13 protein-coding genes are annotated in these 13,162 nt (G+C 63.5%); 6 read left to right on the top strand and 7 right to left on the bottom strand.

Going from position 1 to position 13,162, the window contains the following annotated elements:
• From B2W70_RS17165 to B2W70_RS17150, 4 genes are all read left to right on the top strand, one after another.
• The coding region (locus tag B2W70_RS17165; protein ID WP_286747659.1) for an ABC transporter permease at positions 1 to 698 on the top strand (698 nt) is incomplete at its 5' end.
• Positions 699 to 933: 235 nt separating this feature from the next.
• The gene (locus B2W70_RS17160) at positions 934 to 1,365 is read left to right on the top strand and encodes a Cache 3/Cache 2 fusion domain-containing protein (protein WP_286747657.1); all 432 of its coding nucleotides are present in this window, start codon (positions 934 to 936) and stop codon (positions 1,363 to 1,365) included.
• A gap of 33 nt (positions 1,366 to 1,398) precedes the next feature.
• Entirely contained in the window at positions 1,399 to 2,979 is a 1,581-nt protein-coding gene (locus tag B2W70_RS17155) for a methyl-accepting chemotaxis protein (RefSeq protein ID WP_286747656.1), read from the top strand.
• Positions 2,980 to 3,096: 117 nt separating this feature from the next.
• Positions 3,097 to 3,579, top strand: a complete 483-nt coding sequence (locus B2W70_RS17150; protein WP_286747654.1) for a hypothetical protein — start codon at positions 3,097 to 3,099, stop codon at positions 3,577 to 3,579.
• A 69-nt stretch (positions 3,580 to 3,648) separates the two neighbouring features.
• Here B2W70_RS17150 and upp read toward each other — a convergent pair whose 3' ends face one another.
• Both upp and B2W70_RS17140 read right to left on the bottom strand, forming a co-directional pair.
• Positions 3,649 to 4,278 carry a uracil phosphoribosyltransferase gene (gene upp, locus B2W70_RS17145; RefSeq protein ID WP_286747653.1) on the bottom strand — a complete coding sequence of 210 codons (630 nt, stop codon included), beginning with the start codon at positions 4,276 to 4,278 and terminating at the stop codon, positions 3,649 to 3,651.
• Positions 4,279 to 4,402: 124 nt separating this feature from the next.
• Complete coding sequence (locus B2W70_RS17140; protein ID WP_286747651.1) at positions 4,403 to 5,776, bottom strand: hypothetical protein; 1,374 nt, start codon at positions 5,774 to 5,776, stop codon at positions 4,403 to 4,405.
• A 111-nt stretch (positions 5,777 to 5,887) separates the two neighbouring features.
• On the opposite strand from B2W70_RS17140, the gene hemE reads away from it, so the two are divergent.
• Positions 5,888 to 6,991 carry a uroporphyrinogen decarboxylase gene (gene hemE / locus B2W70_RS17135; protein WP_286747649.1) on the top strand — a complete coding sequence of 368 codons (1,104 nt, stop codon included), beginning with the start codon at positions 5,888 to 5,890 and terminating at the stop codon, positions 6,989 to 6,991.
• Between the two features lie 9 nt (positions 6,992 to 7,000).
• Here hemE and B2W70_RS17130 read toward each other — a convergent pair whose 3' ends face one another.
• From B2W70_RS17130 to B2W70_RS17110, 5 genes are all read right to left on the bottom strand, one after another.
• A complete protein-coding gene (locus B2W70_RS17130; protein WP_286747647.1) occupies positions 7,001 to 8,416 on the bottom strand; it encodes a hypothetical protein in 1,416 nt (471 codons plus the stop codon).
• A gap of 12 nt (positions 8,417 to 8,428) precedes the next feature.
• Positions 8,429 to 9,040, bottom strand: a complete 612-nt coding sequence (locus B2W70_RS17125) for a hypothetical protein (RefSeq protein WP_152987564.1) — start codon at positions 9,038 to 9,040, stop codon at positions 8,429 to 8,431.
• 736 nt (positions 9,041 to 9,776) lie between these two features.
• On the bottom strand, positions 9,777 to 10,538 hold the full coding sequence (locus B2W70_RS17120; RefSeq protein ID WP_286747644.1) for a helix-turn-helix transcriptional regulator: 762 nt from the start codon (positions 10,536 to 10,538) through the stop codon (positions 9,777 to 9,779).
• A gap of 118 nt (positions 10,539 to 10,656) precedes the next feature.
• The gene (locus B2W70_RS17115; protein ID WP_286747642.1) at positions 10,657 to 11,511 is read right to left on the bottom strand and encodes a DMT family transporter; all 855 of its coding nucleotides are present in this window, start codon (positions 11,509 to 11,511) and stop codon (positions 10,657 to 10,659) included.
• Positions 11,512 to 11,523: 12 nt separating this feature from the next.
• A complete protein-coding gene (locus B2W70_RS17110) occupies positions 11,524 to 12,633 on the bottom strand; it encodes a septal ring lytic transglycosylase RlpA family protein (protein ID WP_286747640.1) in 1,110 nt (369 codons plus the stop codon).
• A gap of 66 nt (positions 12,634 to 12,699) precedes the next feature.
• Between B2W70_RS17110 and B2W70_RS17105 the strand changes: the two genes are divergently transcribed.
• The coding region (locus B2W70_RS17105) for a carboxymuconolactone decarboxylase family protein (RefSeq protein WP_286747638.1) at positions 12,700 to 13,162 on the top strand (463 nt) is incomplete at its 3' end.

Raw genomic sequence — 13,162 nt, 5'->3', positions numbered from 1 at the left:
CGGCGGCCCACCTGTTCCGCAAGGACGGCATCGAAGCCACGTTCACCGGCGAGCCCAAGCTGGAGGTGCGCGTGCAGCGGCGCTTCAACCCGCAAGGCGAGCAGACCTTCTTCATCATCCCCGGCCTGGTCGGCATGATCCTGAACGTGTCGCTGCTGGTGATGACGGCCATGTCCATCACCAAGGAAAAGGAGCAGGGCTCGATGGAGTTCCTGCTGGTCACGCCCACCGAGCCCTGGGAGATGATCATCGGCAAGATCATCCCGACCTTCCTGGTGGGGGTGGTGCAGGTCTCGATCATCCTGGCGATCGCCTTCTTGCTGTTCAAGCTGCCGCTCACAGGCGACCCGCTGGCGCTGATCGCGTTGTTGCTGGCCTATGGCATCACCACGCTGGCCGTCGGCATCTTGATCTCGACGGCGGCGATGTCGCAGATGCAGGCCATGCAGCTGTCGTTCTTCTACTTCCTGCCGTCCATCCTGCTGTCGGGGTTCATGTTTCCCTACAGCGGCATGCCGCAGTGGGCGCAGGTGATCTCGCAAGGGCTGCCGCTGACCTACTTCGTGCGCGGCTCGCGGGGCGTGTTCCTCAAGGAGTTCACGCTCATCGACATGTGGCCGCACCTGTGGCCGATCATGCTGGCCGGGCTGGTGTTCGGGCTGCTGGCGGTCAAGAGCTACCGCCGCACGCTGAACTGAAGCGCAAGGGAAGTCGCTGTTGTCAATTTGAAGCGGATCCAGAGGGGCTGCTTCAACCCCGAAGCGTGACGGCTGTCACGTTTCGGGAGCAGGTCGACGGGCAGCACGCCTCAAGGCTTTGCCACATCGTCCGAAACTCCCATTGTTGCGTGCTTCACGCTCGATTGGAGATCCGACCATGCGCTTCGTCCCCACCCTGCTTGCCTGATCTCTTGCCTTTGCGTCGGTGCACGCCTTGGCCAACGATCCCAAAGCAACCATCGCCGACCTGGATGCCCGCTTGAACAAGCTGGGTGCACCCAAGGTGGAAGGCACCGCGACCGTCGCCGACAAGGAGGTGCCCGCCATCTTCTTCGGCAAGCGTCGCATCAATGGCAATTACGACGTGGTCGATGAGATCAAGAAGGCCTCAGGCGCCACGGCCACGGTGTTCGTCAAAAGCGGCGATGAATTCGTGCGCGTGAGCACCAATGTGCTGACCCCTGAGGGCAAACGGGGCGTTGGCACGCAGCTGGCTCGCAACAAGGCCTACGAGTCGGTGAGCAAAGGACAGTCCTTTTGCGGCGAGGTCGATGTGCTGGGCACCGCCTACAACACTTGCTACAACCCCGTGAAGGACGCCGGCGGCGCCGTCATCGGCCTGACCTACGTGGGTTTCAAGAAGTGATCAAAGCGGGCCCCGAGCCCGCAGGAGCTGCTCATGAGCCCTCTCAAATGGATCGCTCGTCGACTCAACTCGCTGTCGACCGCGTTGAAGCTGTCCTTGTCGTTCGGCGTGACGCTCGCGCTGACCCTGGCGGTCGGCGCATCTTCGCTGTGGGCCATGTCCCACATGAACGATGATGCCGAGCAACTCGCCCAGCGATGGCTGCCTGCGGTCGACCACCTGGCCCGAGCGCGTGTCGCCATGCTCGAGGCGCGCGACTTCGAGGTCCGCCACACGCTGGCCAGCGACGAGGGCTACATGGAGGAATACGAGGACAAGTTCAAGGCAGCTCGGTCTGCCGTGGAACGTGCCCTCGAGGCACACACACAGCTGATCGCCGGCGAGGAGCAAGCGGCCTTGAGCGCCGCGCTTGACCAGCGATGGAAAAGCTACCTGGACACCTCGGCGAAAGTGATTGCTCTGGACCGAAAGGGGCAGCAAGTCGATGGCAAGGACATCAGCGAAGGCGCCGGCAAATCGAACTTTGACGACACCTTGAGCGCACTCGACAAGCTGTCGGCTCACAACTTCCAGCAGGGCGAGCACGCAGCGGATGACGCATCGATCACGTACGCCATGTCTCAGAAATGGGTGCTCGTTGGCGTCACGCTTTCGCTGCTGCTCAGTGGCCTGATGGCATGGGCCATGTCCCGCAGTCTGATGCGGGACCTTGGCGGTGAGCCGCACGACGTGGCGAGCCTGTTGCGCCGTGTCGCCGACGGTGACCTGACCCATCGCCCCGCGTTGCGCCCTGGTGATCAGCACAGCGTGATGGCCTGCATCGCGCAGATGCAGGAAGGGCTGGCAGCGGTCGTCTCTTCGGTGCGGGAAGGCTCCGAGTCGGTGTCCACCGCCAGCGTGGAAATCGCTCAAGGCAACAACGACCTGTCAGGACGCACAGAGCAGCAAGCCAGCGCGCTGCAGCAAACTGCGGCGTCGATGGAGCAACTCGGCGCGACGGTCAACCAGAACGCCGAGAGCGCCCGTCACGCGAACGACCTTGCCCATGAGGCCAGCCAGGTGGCTTCCAAGGGCGGTGAGGCGGTGCAACAGGTCATCGCCACCATGCGGGGCATCAATGACAGCTCTCGTCGCATCGCCGACATCACCGGAGTGATCGACGGCATCGCGTTCCAGACCAACATCCTGGCGCTCAACGCCGCCGTCGAAGCTGCACGCGCTGGCGAACAGGGCCGAGGCTTTGCGGTGGTGGCCAACGAAGTGCGCACCTTGGCGCAACGCTCGGCAACGGCTGCAAAAGAAATCAAAACGTTGATTGGGGCCAGCGTGGAACAGATCCAGGCGGGCTCCAACCAAGTCGACCGGGCGGGTTCCACCATCGAACAGGTGGTGCAGTCGATCCAACGCGTCACGCAGATCGTCAACGAAATCAGCTCGGCCAGCGAGGAACAAAACTCCGGCGTTCGCCAGGTGGGCGATGCCATCTCGCAGTTGGATCAGACCACGCAGCAAAACGCCGCGTTGGTCGAGCAAAGCGCGGCGGCCGCCGAGAGCCTGCGCCACCAAGCCCATCAACTGGTCAAGGCCGTGTCAGTGTTCAAGGTTCAAGCCTGAACGTGAAGCCTTTCACGCGCGCACCCAGCAGCTTGAGGGATGCGATCAAGTCGGCGCCAATGGCGCCGAATTTCATGGGAACTCAACCTGTTCCCGTGAAAGCGGGGCACCCATGCCATGGCTTCGCCTGCCACCACCAACGCACCCCTGACGCACGCAACACGGATCCACTGGCGCGCCTTCGCGCTCGGCACGGCCTGCGGTCTGCTGATGCTCGCCGGGGGCTTTGCTTCCTGGCACGAGCAGCGCCAGGTGCGCGCCGAAGCCGAGCTTCATGACACCTGGCTGCCGCTGGTGGAGGCCGCTGGCGATCTGAAATCCGATCTGGATGCCTGGCAGGAGGAGCCCGTTCCCCTTCTGGCCGAGCGCGTGGACGCTCGCCTGGCGCAAATCCGCAAGCTGGCGGACAGCTCGTCAGACCTGGGTGGCGAATCGTCTGCAGACAACATCCTGCGCGACGTGCATGGGCGCTGGCAGGCCCTGCAATCGGGGAGATCGTCCGACTGGAACGGCCTGCACGATCGCCTGCGTCAGCTCAGCGTGACCGGCCTGATGCAAAGCCAGAAACTGGCCGACCTGGCCGCTGGACGCGGCGCCTGAGTCAGCTCGGCGCGAACCCGCGCCGCACCGCCCCCACCGATGCCCGCCATCTCGATGGGAGCGACCGCCTCACTTCGTGCCGAAGATGCGGTCACCCGCGTCACCCAGGCCAGGCAGGATGTAGCCGTGCTCGTTGAGGCAGCGGTCCACGGCAGCGGTGTAGATGTCCACGTCGGGGTGCTCGGACTGCATCGCGGCCACGCCTTCGGGCGCCGCCAGCAGGCACATGAACTTGATCGAGCGGGGCTTGAGCTGCTTGATGCGCGCCACGGCCGCAGCTGCCGAGTGCCCCGTGGCCAGCATGGGGTCGACCACGATCACGTCGCGCTCGGCGACCTCTGAAGGCATCTTGAAGTAGTACTCGACCGGGCGCAGGGTTTCGGGGTCGCGGTACAGGCCGATGTGGCCCACGCGCGAGCTGGGCACCACGCGCAGCATGCCGTCGAGCAGGCCGTCGCCCGCCCGCAGGATGGACACCAGCACCAGCTTCTTGCCGTCGATGACGTGGCCGGTCATGGTCTCCAGCGGGGTCTCGATCTCGATGGGCTGAAGCGGCATGTCCCGCGTGACTTCGTACGCCATCAAGGTGCTCAGCTCGTCGAGCAGGCGGCGAAAGCTGTTGGTGCTCGCGTCCTTTTGCCGCATCAGCGTGAGCTTGTGCTGGACCAGGGGGTGGGAGATGAGGTGGAGCGTGCTCATGGTGACTCGTCTGGGTGGGCAACAGTTGCCACAGTGTGCCGGTGAAATGCCGGCACACGAAGCAGGACGCGTGCCCGACCCCGACCAAGGCGGCGTGTGGGGCAGCCGCCGCCCTGCAGAGCCCTCAGGCCGCCACGCCTTGCGGCATCACCTCGGCCACCATGCGCGCCAGCACCTCGTCAAAGCGCCGGTGGAAGTCATCGACGGCGGCCACCGGTGTCTCGCCCAGTTGCCAGCTGCAGGGCAGGCTCAGCCGCCCGTTCATCTCGACCAGCACAGGCAACGGGGAGATGCTGTTGACCGTGGGCACGATCTGCACCACGCGCACCGCCGCATCGGGCAGGTTGACGTGGTTGGCGTCGCCCAGGCTGGTGGCGTGGCAGCTGATCTTGGGGAACTTGCCCTGGCGCTTGAGCTGCACCCCGATGTGGCCGATCAGCGTGCGGCCCAGCCAGGGCAGGGCTTCTTCCAGCAGGTAGGTCCAGCACATCTCGCGGCGGGCGTATCGGTCCTGCCCCTCTTTGATGCTGGCGTCGATCGACTTGACGCGTTCGCGCAATGGCTTGCGCGCATCCGTCTCGATGACCAGGAAAGCACCCACGTGGTTGCCCCACAGGTGCCCGTGCCCGGCCGACTCGGGGTAGTACTTGCGCAGGTTCACCGAGATGCGGATGACGGCGGCGGCCTTCGGGTCGTTCGGCGCCTGATCGAGGAAGGTCTGCGCCAGCGCCGCGATCAGGAAAGTGTTGAGCGACACGCCCAGCTCGCGCGCGGTGCGGCGCAAATCGGCCACCGGCGTGGGCACCTCGTGGTGGCGCAGGCCCGTGGTCGAGAAATGCGTGCCCAGTTGCGTGGGCCACTGCTGGATGTTCAGGCTGGCCAGGCGCCGCGCCTCTTGCAGCTTGTGGCGACGCGAGCGCATCACCTGGCGCGGCCACTGCCGCCAGTCCAGGGGCGCGATGGAGCCGATCATCGACGGCGCCTCCAAGGCCATGGGCTCGAGCGGCTGGCCATTGAGCCCGCGCAGGATCTGCTTGACCAGCTGCAGCATGGTCATGCCGTCGCCCAGGATGTGGGGCACGCCGAAACACAGCACCGGTCGCTCGGGGTGCGGCACGAAGTGAGCACGCAGGCCCAGGCCTCGCTCCAGCGGCAGCACCTCGTGCATGCGCTCGCGGTGCCAGGCCTCCAGCGCCGTGGCGTTGTCGACATCAACGTGCGGGTCGACCCGGTAGGCCACATCGAACAGCTGGTCGATCAGCGGCCCCTCGGGCAGGATGCGAAAGTGATAGCGGTGCAGGCCCGGCTCCAGCGCGGCGCGCAGCTTGGGGTAGGCCGTGACCAGCTCGCGCAGGGCGCGGCGCATGCGCTCTTCGGGCACCGGCTGGTTCAAGCGCAGCAGGTAGGCCTGCACCATGGTGCCGGCCAGGCCTTCGATGGCCGCGTAGCCGTGCTCGGATCGGTTGAGGGGGACGATGTCGCCGGTGATGACTGCCATGCGTTGCATGCTGCCAGTTCAAGCGGAAATTCGACTCATGGCTTGTGCGGATCTCCCCCCTGAATGAGCAGGCGCAAAGCCGCGTGGGGGCCGCCGCCTAAAATGCGCCCCATGAGTGCTGCTTTCACCCTGCCCCCGCTGGCCAACGACCGCTTCCTGCGCGCCTGCCTGCGCATGCCCACCGACGCCACGCCCGTGTGGCTGATGCGCCAGGCCGGCCGCTACCTGCCCGAGTACCGCGCCACGCGCGACGTGGCCGGCAGCTTCATGGGCCTGGCCACCAACCCGGAGCTGGCCTGCGAGGTGACGATGCAGCCGCTGCGCCGCTACGACCTGGACGCCGCCATCCTCTTCAGCGACATCCTCACCGTGCCCGACGCCATGGGCCTGGGCCTGAGCTTTGCCGCCGGTGAAGGCCCGAAGTTCGCCAAGGTGGTGCGCGACGAAGCCGCCGTGGCCGAGCTCGCGGTGCCCGACATGGACAAGCTGCGCTACGTGTTCGACGCCGTGCGCACCATCCGCCGCGAGCTGGCCGATGCCAACGGCGTGGGCAAGGTGCCCCTGATTGGTTTCAGCGGCAGCCCCTGGACGCTGGCCTGCTACATGGTCGAAGGCGGCGGCTCGGACGACTACCGCGCCATCAAGACGCTGATGTACCAGCGCCCCGACCTGATGCACCGCATCCTCGAGGTCAACGCCGATGCCGTGGCGCTCTACCTCAACACCCAGATCGAAGCGGGCGCGCAAGCGGCCATGATCTTCGACTCGTGGGGTGGCGTGCTGGCCGACGGCGCCTTCCAGCAGTTCAGCCTGGCCTACACCAAGCGTGTGCTCTCGCAGCTCAAGAAGGAGCACGACGGTTTCCGCATCCCGCACATCGTCTTCACCAAGGGCGGCGGCATCTGGCTGGACGAGATCGCGGGCAGCGGCTGCGACGTGGTCGGCCTGGACTGGACGATGCACCTGGGCAAGGCCCGCCAGATCACCGGCGACCGCGTGGCCCTGCAAGGCAACCTCGACCCGAACGTGCTGTTCGCTTCACCCGAGCAGGTGCGCGAAGAAGCCATCAAGGTGCTCGACAGCTTCGGCAAGCCCACCGCCGGCAGTGGCCACATCTTCAACCTCGGCCACGGCATCAGCCAGTTCACCCCGCCCGACAACGTCAAGGTGCTGGTGGACGCGGTGCACGAGCACAGCCGCAAGCTGCGCGATTGAGGATCACCATCAGCCCCAGTTCGCAGCCAAAACTGGGGTTGAGCCCGTGTGCCGGACCGTGGTCATGATGGCCGCATCCAGTACAGGCGGCGCCATTGATGCCATGGCCTGAACCAGGCTGGCCACCTGCGCATCGGACGCGTTGACATCAGCTAACAAGCGAGCTTTGCCCGGGCCATTCAAGCTGAACTCCAAGCCCCCCCAATCGCCCAGATCAATGCCCAATGGGGCGGCGTGAGCGCCGTCAAGCTGAGCGCTGGCTCCTGATAGGTTCGGCAGGAGCTGGCCGCTTTGAGCTTGATGATCGCCCTGCTCCAAACGGAAATAGACATCGGCCATCTCGACTTCACGTCCATCCCGGAGGGCAAACGAGGACTCGCCAATGAAATTTTCGTTCTGCCAGTTGTCCACGTTCGCGTACCGCAACGACAGCAATGAAACGCCTGCTTCAGAGAGCGTTCTCAACTCTCCTTGGTCAGTGACGCCATCGACATTCAAGTCCTGCCACACCAAAAGAGAAGTGAAGTCGGCGTCCGCCATGGAAATCACGCCATCCCGGTTGCCATCGAGCTCAGCCAACTCGCCATAGCCTTCACCCCGGTGCATTCCCCCAAACATTTCCTGCACGCCGTCAATGGCGCCATTGCCGTTGAGGTCGCGCACGATGAATCCGTCCGAGCCATCCAACCAGCCGACGCGGTCCTTTACCCCATCGCCGGTCAGATCAAAGCGAACGTGGACATCAGATGGCGACAATGTGCTGATGCCATCACCCTGCAAGTCAATCACGATCGGTGATCCATTTGCAGCATAGTCCTCCGAAAAGTCGTCCAAATACCTGTCCCAACTGGCGAGTCCGAACATGGGAGACAGGTAGTCGTACAGCGCCAAGTATTCGGAGGTCCAGAACATGTCGAAGTCCCATGACACGTTGACACCAAACACGTCCATGTAGTACTGATCCATGTACTCCAAGCCAAGGCCGCCCGGATATGAGTCCATGAGATCGTCATAGGCGTTATTGCACAAATACATGACCGTGTTGGCGTAGATGTCGGTCAGGGTGCCATCTGTCAAGTAGTTCGCAATGGAAAAGCGACCAAACCCTGCGGCAGTTAGTGCCCTGTCGGCAAAATCAACGCAGTTGTTGCAAAACGCCGCATAGGCATTGTTGCCTGCGTCCGCCGCTTGAGCGAAGGCCAGCACCGCGTTGTACTGGGCTTGTGTGAGTGTGATTTCGTGAAAGCTGTACGCAGAGGGATTCTTGGAAATCCGATCACTTGTCCGATCCGTTTCGATCTGAACGCCTACACTTGGGCTCAGATTGGCTCCATAGGTGACTTTGGAGCCATCGCCGGCCACCAAAGTGATGTTGACGTGGCCCGTCGGGCCATCGGTAAATTGATTGATCAGCAGGGCTGGCATGTCACGTCCTCATCAGTAGGTAAGCACGAAGGTATCGGAGTCAGCTTCTTTCAACTTGCCGGGTCGACGCCGCGCCAATTCTCGGGCGATGTCTTTGGCCGCAGGTGGGCTCAAAGCTAGCCCTGGCGCATGAAGGTCGCCTATTCCATAGGTGGTCGCATACTTGTCCGGCCCGAAAAGGAACTTTGACGGATGCGCGATGGCAGCCATCATTGCGTTGCACAACATCTCATCGGAGCGGATGAACTCGGCAATCTGAAAAGCGACGCAATGGCCGTTTTTGCCGCAGTACGGTGGGCTGTAAACCACTTTCCATGCCTTGCACCGCAAAGCCAGCCACTCAGCGCGATCATTGCCACATAGCGGCATTTCAGAGAAACGGGTGTGACTCCACGGATCGAATGTTTTGCCAGTTTGCAAATTGAGCTGGCTATGCAAATAGGTGGTGTAGTCGGCGCCCGTCAACTGGATTGAGAGGCTGTTCGTCATCGCATCCTTGTAGCCCATGGCCAAATCGAATGGATCAATGATCCACGCATGAATTGACAGTGGCATCAGCGCCATCAGGCTGCCTATGAAACTTGAAAGGATCGCGATGATTCGCTTTTGCTTCTGAATTTTCATTTGCAAAATCTCCAGAAAATCTGCACAAGCGAGTACCACCGACGTTGAGCGGTCAAAGAGCCGTCAAGTGCGGAGGCTCGTCCATTTTGTTCAATACAGATTGACGACAGCCGTCGGCCTGCCACTCGACCGCAACTCCACTCGTTTCAGATGCGTGGGCCGTGCAGTGCGTGCAGGTGAACACCCCAAAAGGTGCCTGGCCCGTTGTGGGCCATAGCGAAAACCGGTCCAGACTTCAGCGCCCTGTTTAGGTATGTTCTCGCAAATATCGCCAATTGAACGGACGATCCGAGGCCACAGGAGCGGATCGTCCACCACAGACGGATGAAACTCCATCGCCACGCATCCCGACCAATTGTCACAAGCTTCATTGCGAGATGAGACAGCGAGCAAGCAAGCTCCATCCCACATCTCAGGAGTGATCTGGTGAAGCTGACTTGCATGACACAGAGGCATGTCATAGTTCACAGGCTGAGCAATGACACGTTGGCTCATCCATGCCTCCTCAGTCCAAACCCCATCGATAAGGGCATACGCCACACTGTCTATCGCCGCATGAGTCAAAGCACTGGGGTTCTTCATGAGTACGGCAGAAGGCGCGTTGCATGCAGCCAAGACCAGGCACAATCCGGCGCAGATTGCACCTCGGCTTATTGAAGTCATACTCCTCTCCATTTATATAAGTTGATGCGCCACTGTCGTAGAGTTCAGCGCGCCGGCCAATAGAACACTTGTTCTATTCAGTGCCAGGACTCGGCACATTCAGTGCCTCGCTGAGCGCGAGAGCAACGGCCTCGGCTCGAGAGGCGACGCCCAACTTGGCATACAGCTTGGCCAGTTGGTTGCGAATGGTGGCAGGGCTACGCTGCCTCAGGTTGGCCATTTCTTGATTTGTTCGCCCTGCAGCCAGCCACCTGAGCAGCTCGCGCTCGATGAACGTCAGGTTCTGGGTCTTGTTGTGGTTCAGGTCGATGTCGCTCCGGGTGGCCTGAAAGAGCGCAACATGCAGCAATGGGGTCATGATCCTCAGCCGGTGTGCAAGCAGATCGCGGTCAGGCTCAATCGCGACATTCGCGAAACTGAAGTACGAACCCATGCGACTGGTCAGGTCGGGCAGCCCGTGCAAGGCGAGCCGCCCCATGCCGATCAGCGTGGACTCAACGATCTCTCGCTCCGACATCAGATGACGGTCACGCACGGTGCAAGCGATCACAGGTGAACGGGTGTGCAGCCAACGTTGCAGCAAAGGCCGCTCACGGATGTTGATGGGCTGGGTGACCTGCGCCAATGCCCAATCGGGGTAATTCACCGCGATGTGATGATGCACCGTGAGGTGATCGAAATGCAGTTGCCCGATGACCGCCAACATGAAACCGTGAGGCACAAGCGGCGTGACATGGTCGAGCACCAAACTTTGGAACGACACATTGTCGGTAACGCCAACCGCTGCTTCGGCAAAGTTCGAAAAGCACAGCGCGTGCTCGGCGGTCATTTGCATGTCGATTCCCCGCTTTTTGAATACCGTCAAGCGTACGAGCACTCACGCACGTGCGCCGACATTCAACGGATCGCCCTCACCGAATTTGCAACCAATTGCATCGCTGCATGGTTGACGGCTATATCTCGTCCCGCGTGGCCAGCAACACGGCCGCCAGGATCAGGCCACCGCCCATCAGCACCGCAGGCCGCAGCGCCTCACCGCCGAACCAAACGGCCGAACCCGCCGCGAAGACGATCTCCGACAGCATCACCACCGAGGTGACCTGCACCGGGATCTGCGAGGCACCGTACTGCATCGCCAGGTTGGACGCGAAAAAGGCCACGCCCATGCCGGCGGCCAGCAAGGCCCAATCCCAGGAGAAAACCGGCCAGCCCGGCACCACCCCTTGCGCCGACAACGCCAAGCCCAGCAAGCCGGGCAGGCAAACGCCTCCCGAGAACATCGCCAGGGCACGTTCGGCAGAGCTGTGGCCGGCAGCGCGACGCAGCAGCACGTTGATCAGCGCAAAGCCGAAGCCACCCGCCAGCCCCAGCCAGTCGGCCAGGCCATTGAAGCGAGGCCAGCCGCCGTCGACTGGCCGCAGCACCAGCAAAGCACCGCCAAGGGCCAGGGCCACGCGCAAAGCCGCCTGGGTCGTGATGCGCTCACCGAGCACGCACCACGCCAGGCCCACGGCCCACAGCGGCATCAGGTAGAACAGCAGCACCACGCGCACCACCTCGCCGGTGGCCACGCCCCAATTGAACGCCGCGTTGGTGAAACCCGTGGCCAGCGCCAGCATCCACAAACCGGGTGAGCGCAACACAATGGGCCAGGCCTCGCGTCGGGCCAGGCCGATGGCGAGCACGCCCAGGGCAAAAAACAGCAAGGTCGCCCACAGCGGGTGCAGCCCCATGTCCTGCAGGCGGCGCAAGGGCCACCAGGACAGCCCCCACACGAAGGCGTTGAACAACAAACCCAGGTACGGCATCGGGATCAGGGGTCAGCGGCGCTCGATCACCATGGGCTGGAGCTGCAGCGCTTGCCGCACCTGCATGGCGGCCTGCTGCGCCTCGTGCCTGGATGCGTAAGGGCCCGCCTGCAGCTTGTAGTGCGGCGACTCGTGGAAAACGGCCAGCAAGGGCAGCAAGCCCGAGAGCTGGTCGGCGATGCGCTGCTGCAGCTTGTCGACGCCATCGCGGCGGCTCAGGGCAGCGAGCTGCACCCAGAAGCCTCGGGCGGCGGGTGTGTGGGCACGGGCCGTTGGCGCCGTGCGCGAAGCGGTGTCAGCGCTGCGCTCAGGCACCGCAACTGGACGCGAGGTGGAGGGGGCCAACAGGGGGTCGTCGAAAGGCGCGGCGCTTTCGGTGTTCAGTGGTGAGGCAAAGGGCGTGGCTCGCGCGGGGCTCTCAGGTGGCACTGGCGCTGCGGCCAAACGCGTCGGATCGGGATCGAGCACCGTGCCGCGCTGCCAGGCCCCGCTGCGGATCTCATCGAAGGTCAGTCGCGCGATCTCGACCTGCCCCACACCGGCTGCGGCGATGTCGAGCTTGATGGCTGCGGCATAGCTCAGGTCGATCACCCGGCCAGAAATGAAGGGCCCGCGGTCGTTGACCCGCACGATCACTTCCTTGCCATTGCGCACGTTGCGCACGCGCACGTAACTGGGGATGGGCAAGGTCTTGTGCGCCGCCGTCAGCCCGTACATGCTGTAGAGCTCGCCGCTGGCGGTGCGCCGGCCGTGGAACTTGTTGCCGTACCAGGAGGCCCCACCCTTCTCGCTCCACTCGACATCGCCCCGCAAAGGCTCGTACGACTGCCCCAGCACCACATAAGGTTTGTTGGGTCCGCCCTGCCTGATGGGCTCGATCTGGGGCACCACATCGGGCAAGTCCGCCAGGTTGGGCGGCACGCTCAAAGGCGGGCCATCGCGTTGCGGAGAAGACCCCGGCATTGGCGCCGGAGGCTTCGGCCCCGAAGCGCACCCCGACACCAGCAGGGCCAGCACCCCACACGACAGCGCCAGCCCACCTCCCCAGCCGGCGCGTGCGCGGCGGCCAGAAAAAGGGTTGGAAGCCATCGAGGCGATGGGGCGTGGGCCTGCGGTTTGCATGGACCGCACCATAACCGATCCTCGCGGCACAATGTGCCCCTTCCTGAAACCGACCGTGACCCCGCCATGTCCACCAAGCCCCGCACCGACTTCGACCACGCTTTCGAGCGTGGCATGCGCAACCGCCGTGCCGCCCTGGGAGACGCCTGGGTCGACAAGTCGGTGGCCAAGGCCAACGCCTTCAATGCCGAGTTCCAGCACTTCATCACCGACTACGCCTGGCACGGCGTGTGGGGCCGCCCCGGCCTGGACTGGAAGACCCGCCGCATCATCGTGATGGCCGTCACCGCTTCGCTGGGCCGCTGGGACGAGTTCGAGATCCACATGCGCGGCTCGCTCACGCCCGGCAACGCCCACACCCTGAGCGTCGACGAGGTGCGCGAAGCCCTCATCCAGATCGCCATCTATGCTGGCGTGCCCGCGGCCAACACCGGTTTTGCCAAGGCCCTGGGCATCATGCGCGAGCTCGGCATCGAGCCGCCTGCCCGCCCGGCCGACGACGCCTGGCACCCGGGTGTGGGCCGCTCGG

The sequence above is a fragment of the Aquabacterium sp. UBA2148 genome (genome assembly GCF_002328915.1).
GTDB lineage: Bacteria > Pseudomonadota > Gammaproteobacteria > Burkholderiales > Burkholderiaceae_C > Aquabacterium > Aquabacterium parvum.
The sequence above is the reverse complement of the archived record's forward strand: the minus strand, read 5'-3'. Positions and strand labels throughout refer to the sequence as shown.

Bases quoted from the DNA above. Each gene is read 5' to 3' on its own strand.
- B2W70_RS17155 (WP_286747656.1), top strand. From the start codon at position 1,399: ATGAGCCCTCTCAAATGGATCGCTCGTCGACTCAACTCGCTGTCGACC.
- B2W70_RS17150 (WP_286747654.1), top strand. From the start codon at position 3,097: ATGGCTTCGCCTGCCACCACCAACGCACCCCTGACGCACGCAACACGG.
- upp (WP_286747653.1), bottom strand. From the start codon at position 4,278: ATGAGCACGCTCCACCTCATCTCCCACCCCCTGGTCCAGCACAAGCTC.
- B2W70_RS17140 (WP_286747651.1), bottom strand. From the start codon at position 5,776: ATGGCAGTCATCACCGGCGACATCGTCCCCCTCAACCGATCCGAGCAC.
- hemE (WP_286747649.1), top strand. From the start codon at position 5,888: ATGAGTGCTGCTTTCACCCTGCCCCCGCTGGCCAACGACCGCTTCCTG.
- B2W70_RS17130 (WP_286747647.1), bottom strand. From the start codon at position 8,416: ATGCCAGCCCTGCTGATCAATCAATTTACCGATGGCCCGACGGGCCAC.
- B2W70_RS17125 (WP_152987564.1), bottom strand. From the start codon at position 9,040: ATGAAAATTCAGAAGCAAAAGCGAATCATCGCGATCCTTTCAAGTTTC.
- B2W70_RS17120 (WP_286747644.1), bottom strand. From the start codon at position 10,538: ATGCAAATGACCGCCGAGCACGCGCTGTGCTTTTCGAACTTTGCCGAA.
- B2W70_RS17115 (WP_286747642.1), bottom strand. From the start codon at position 11,511: ATGCCGTACCTGGGTTTGTTGTTCAACGCCTTCGTGTGGGGGCTGTCC.
- B2W70_RS17110 (WP_286747640.1), bottom strand. From the start codon at position 12,633: ATGCAAACCGCAGGCCCACGCCCCATCGCCTCGATGGCTTCCAACCCT.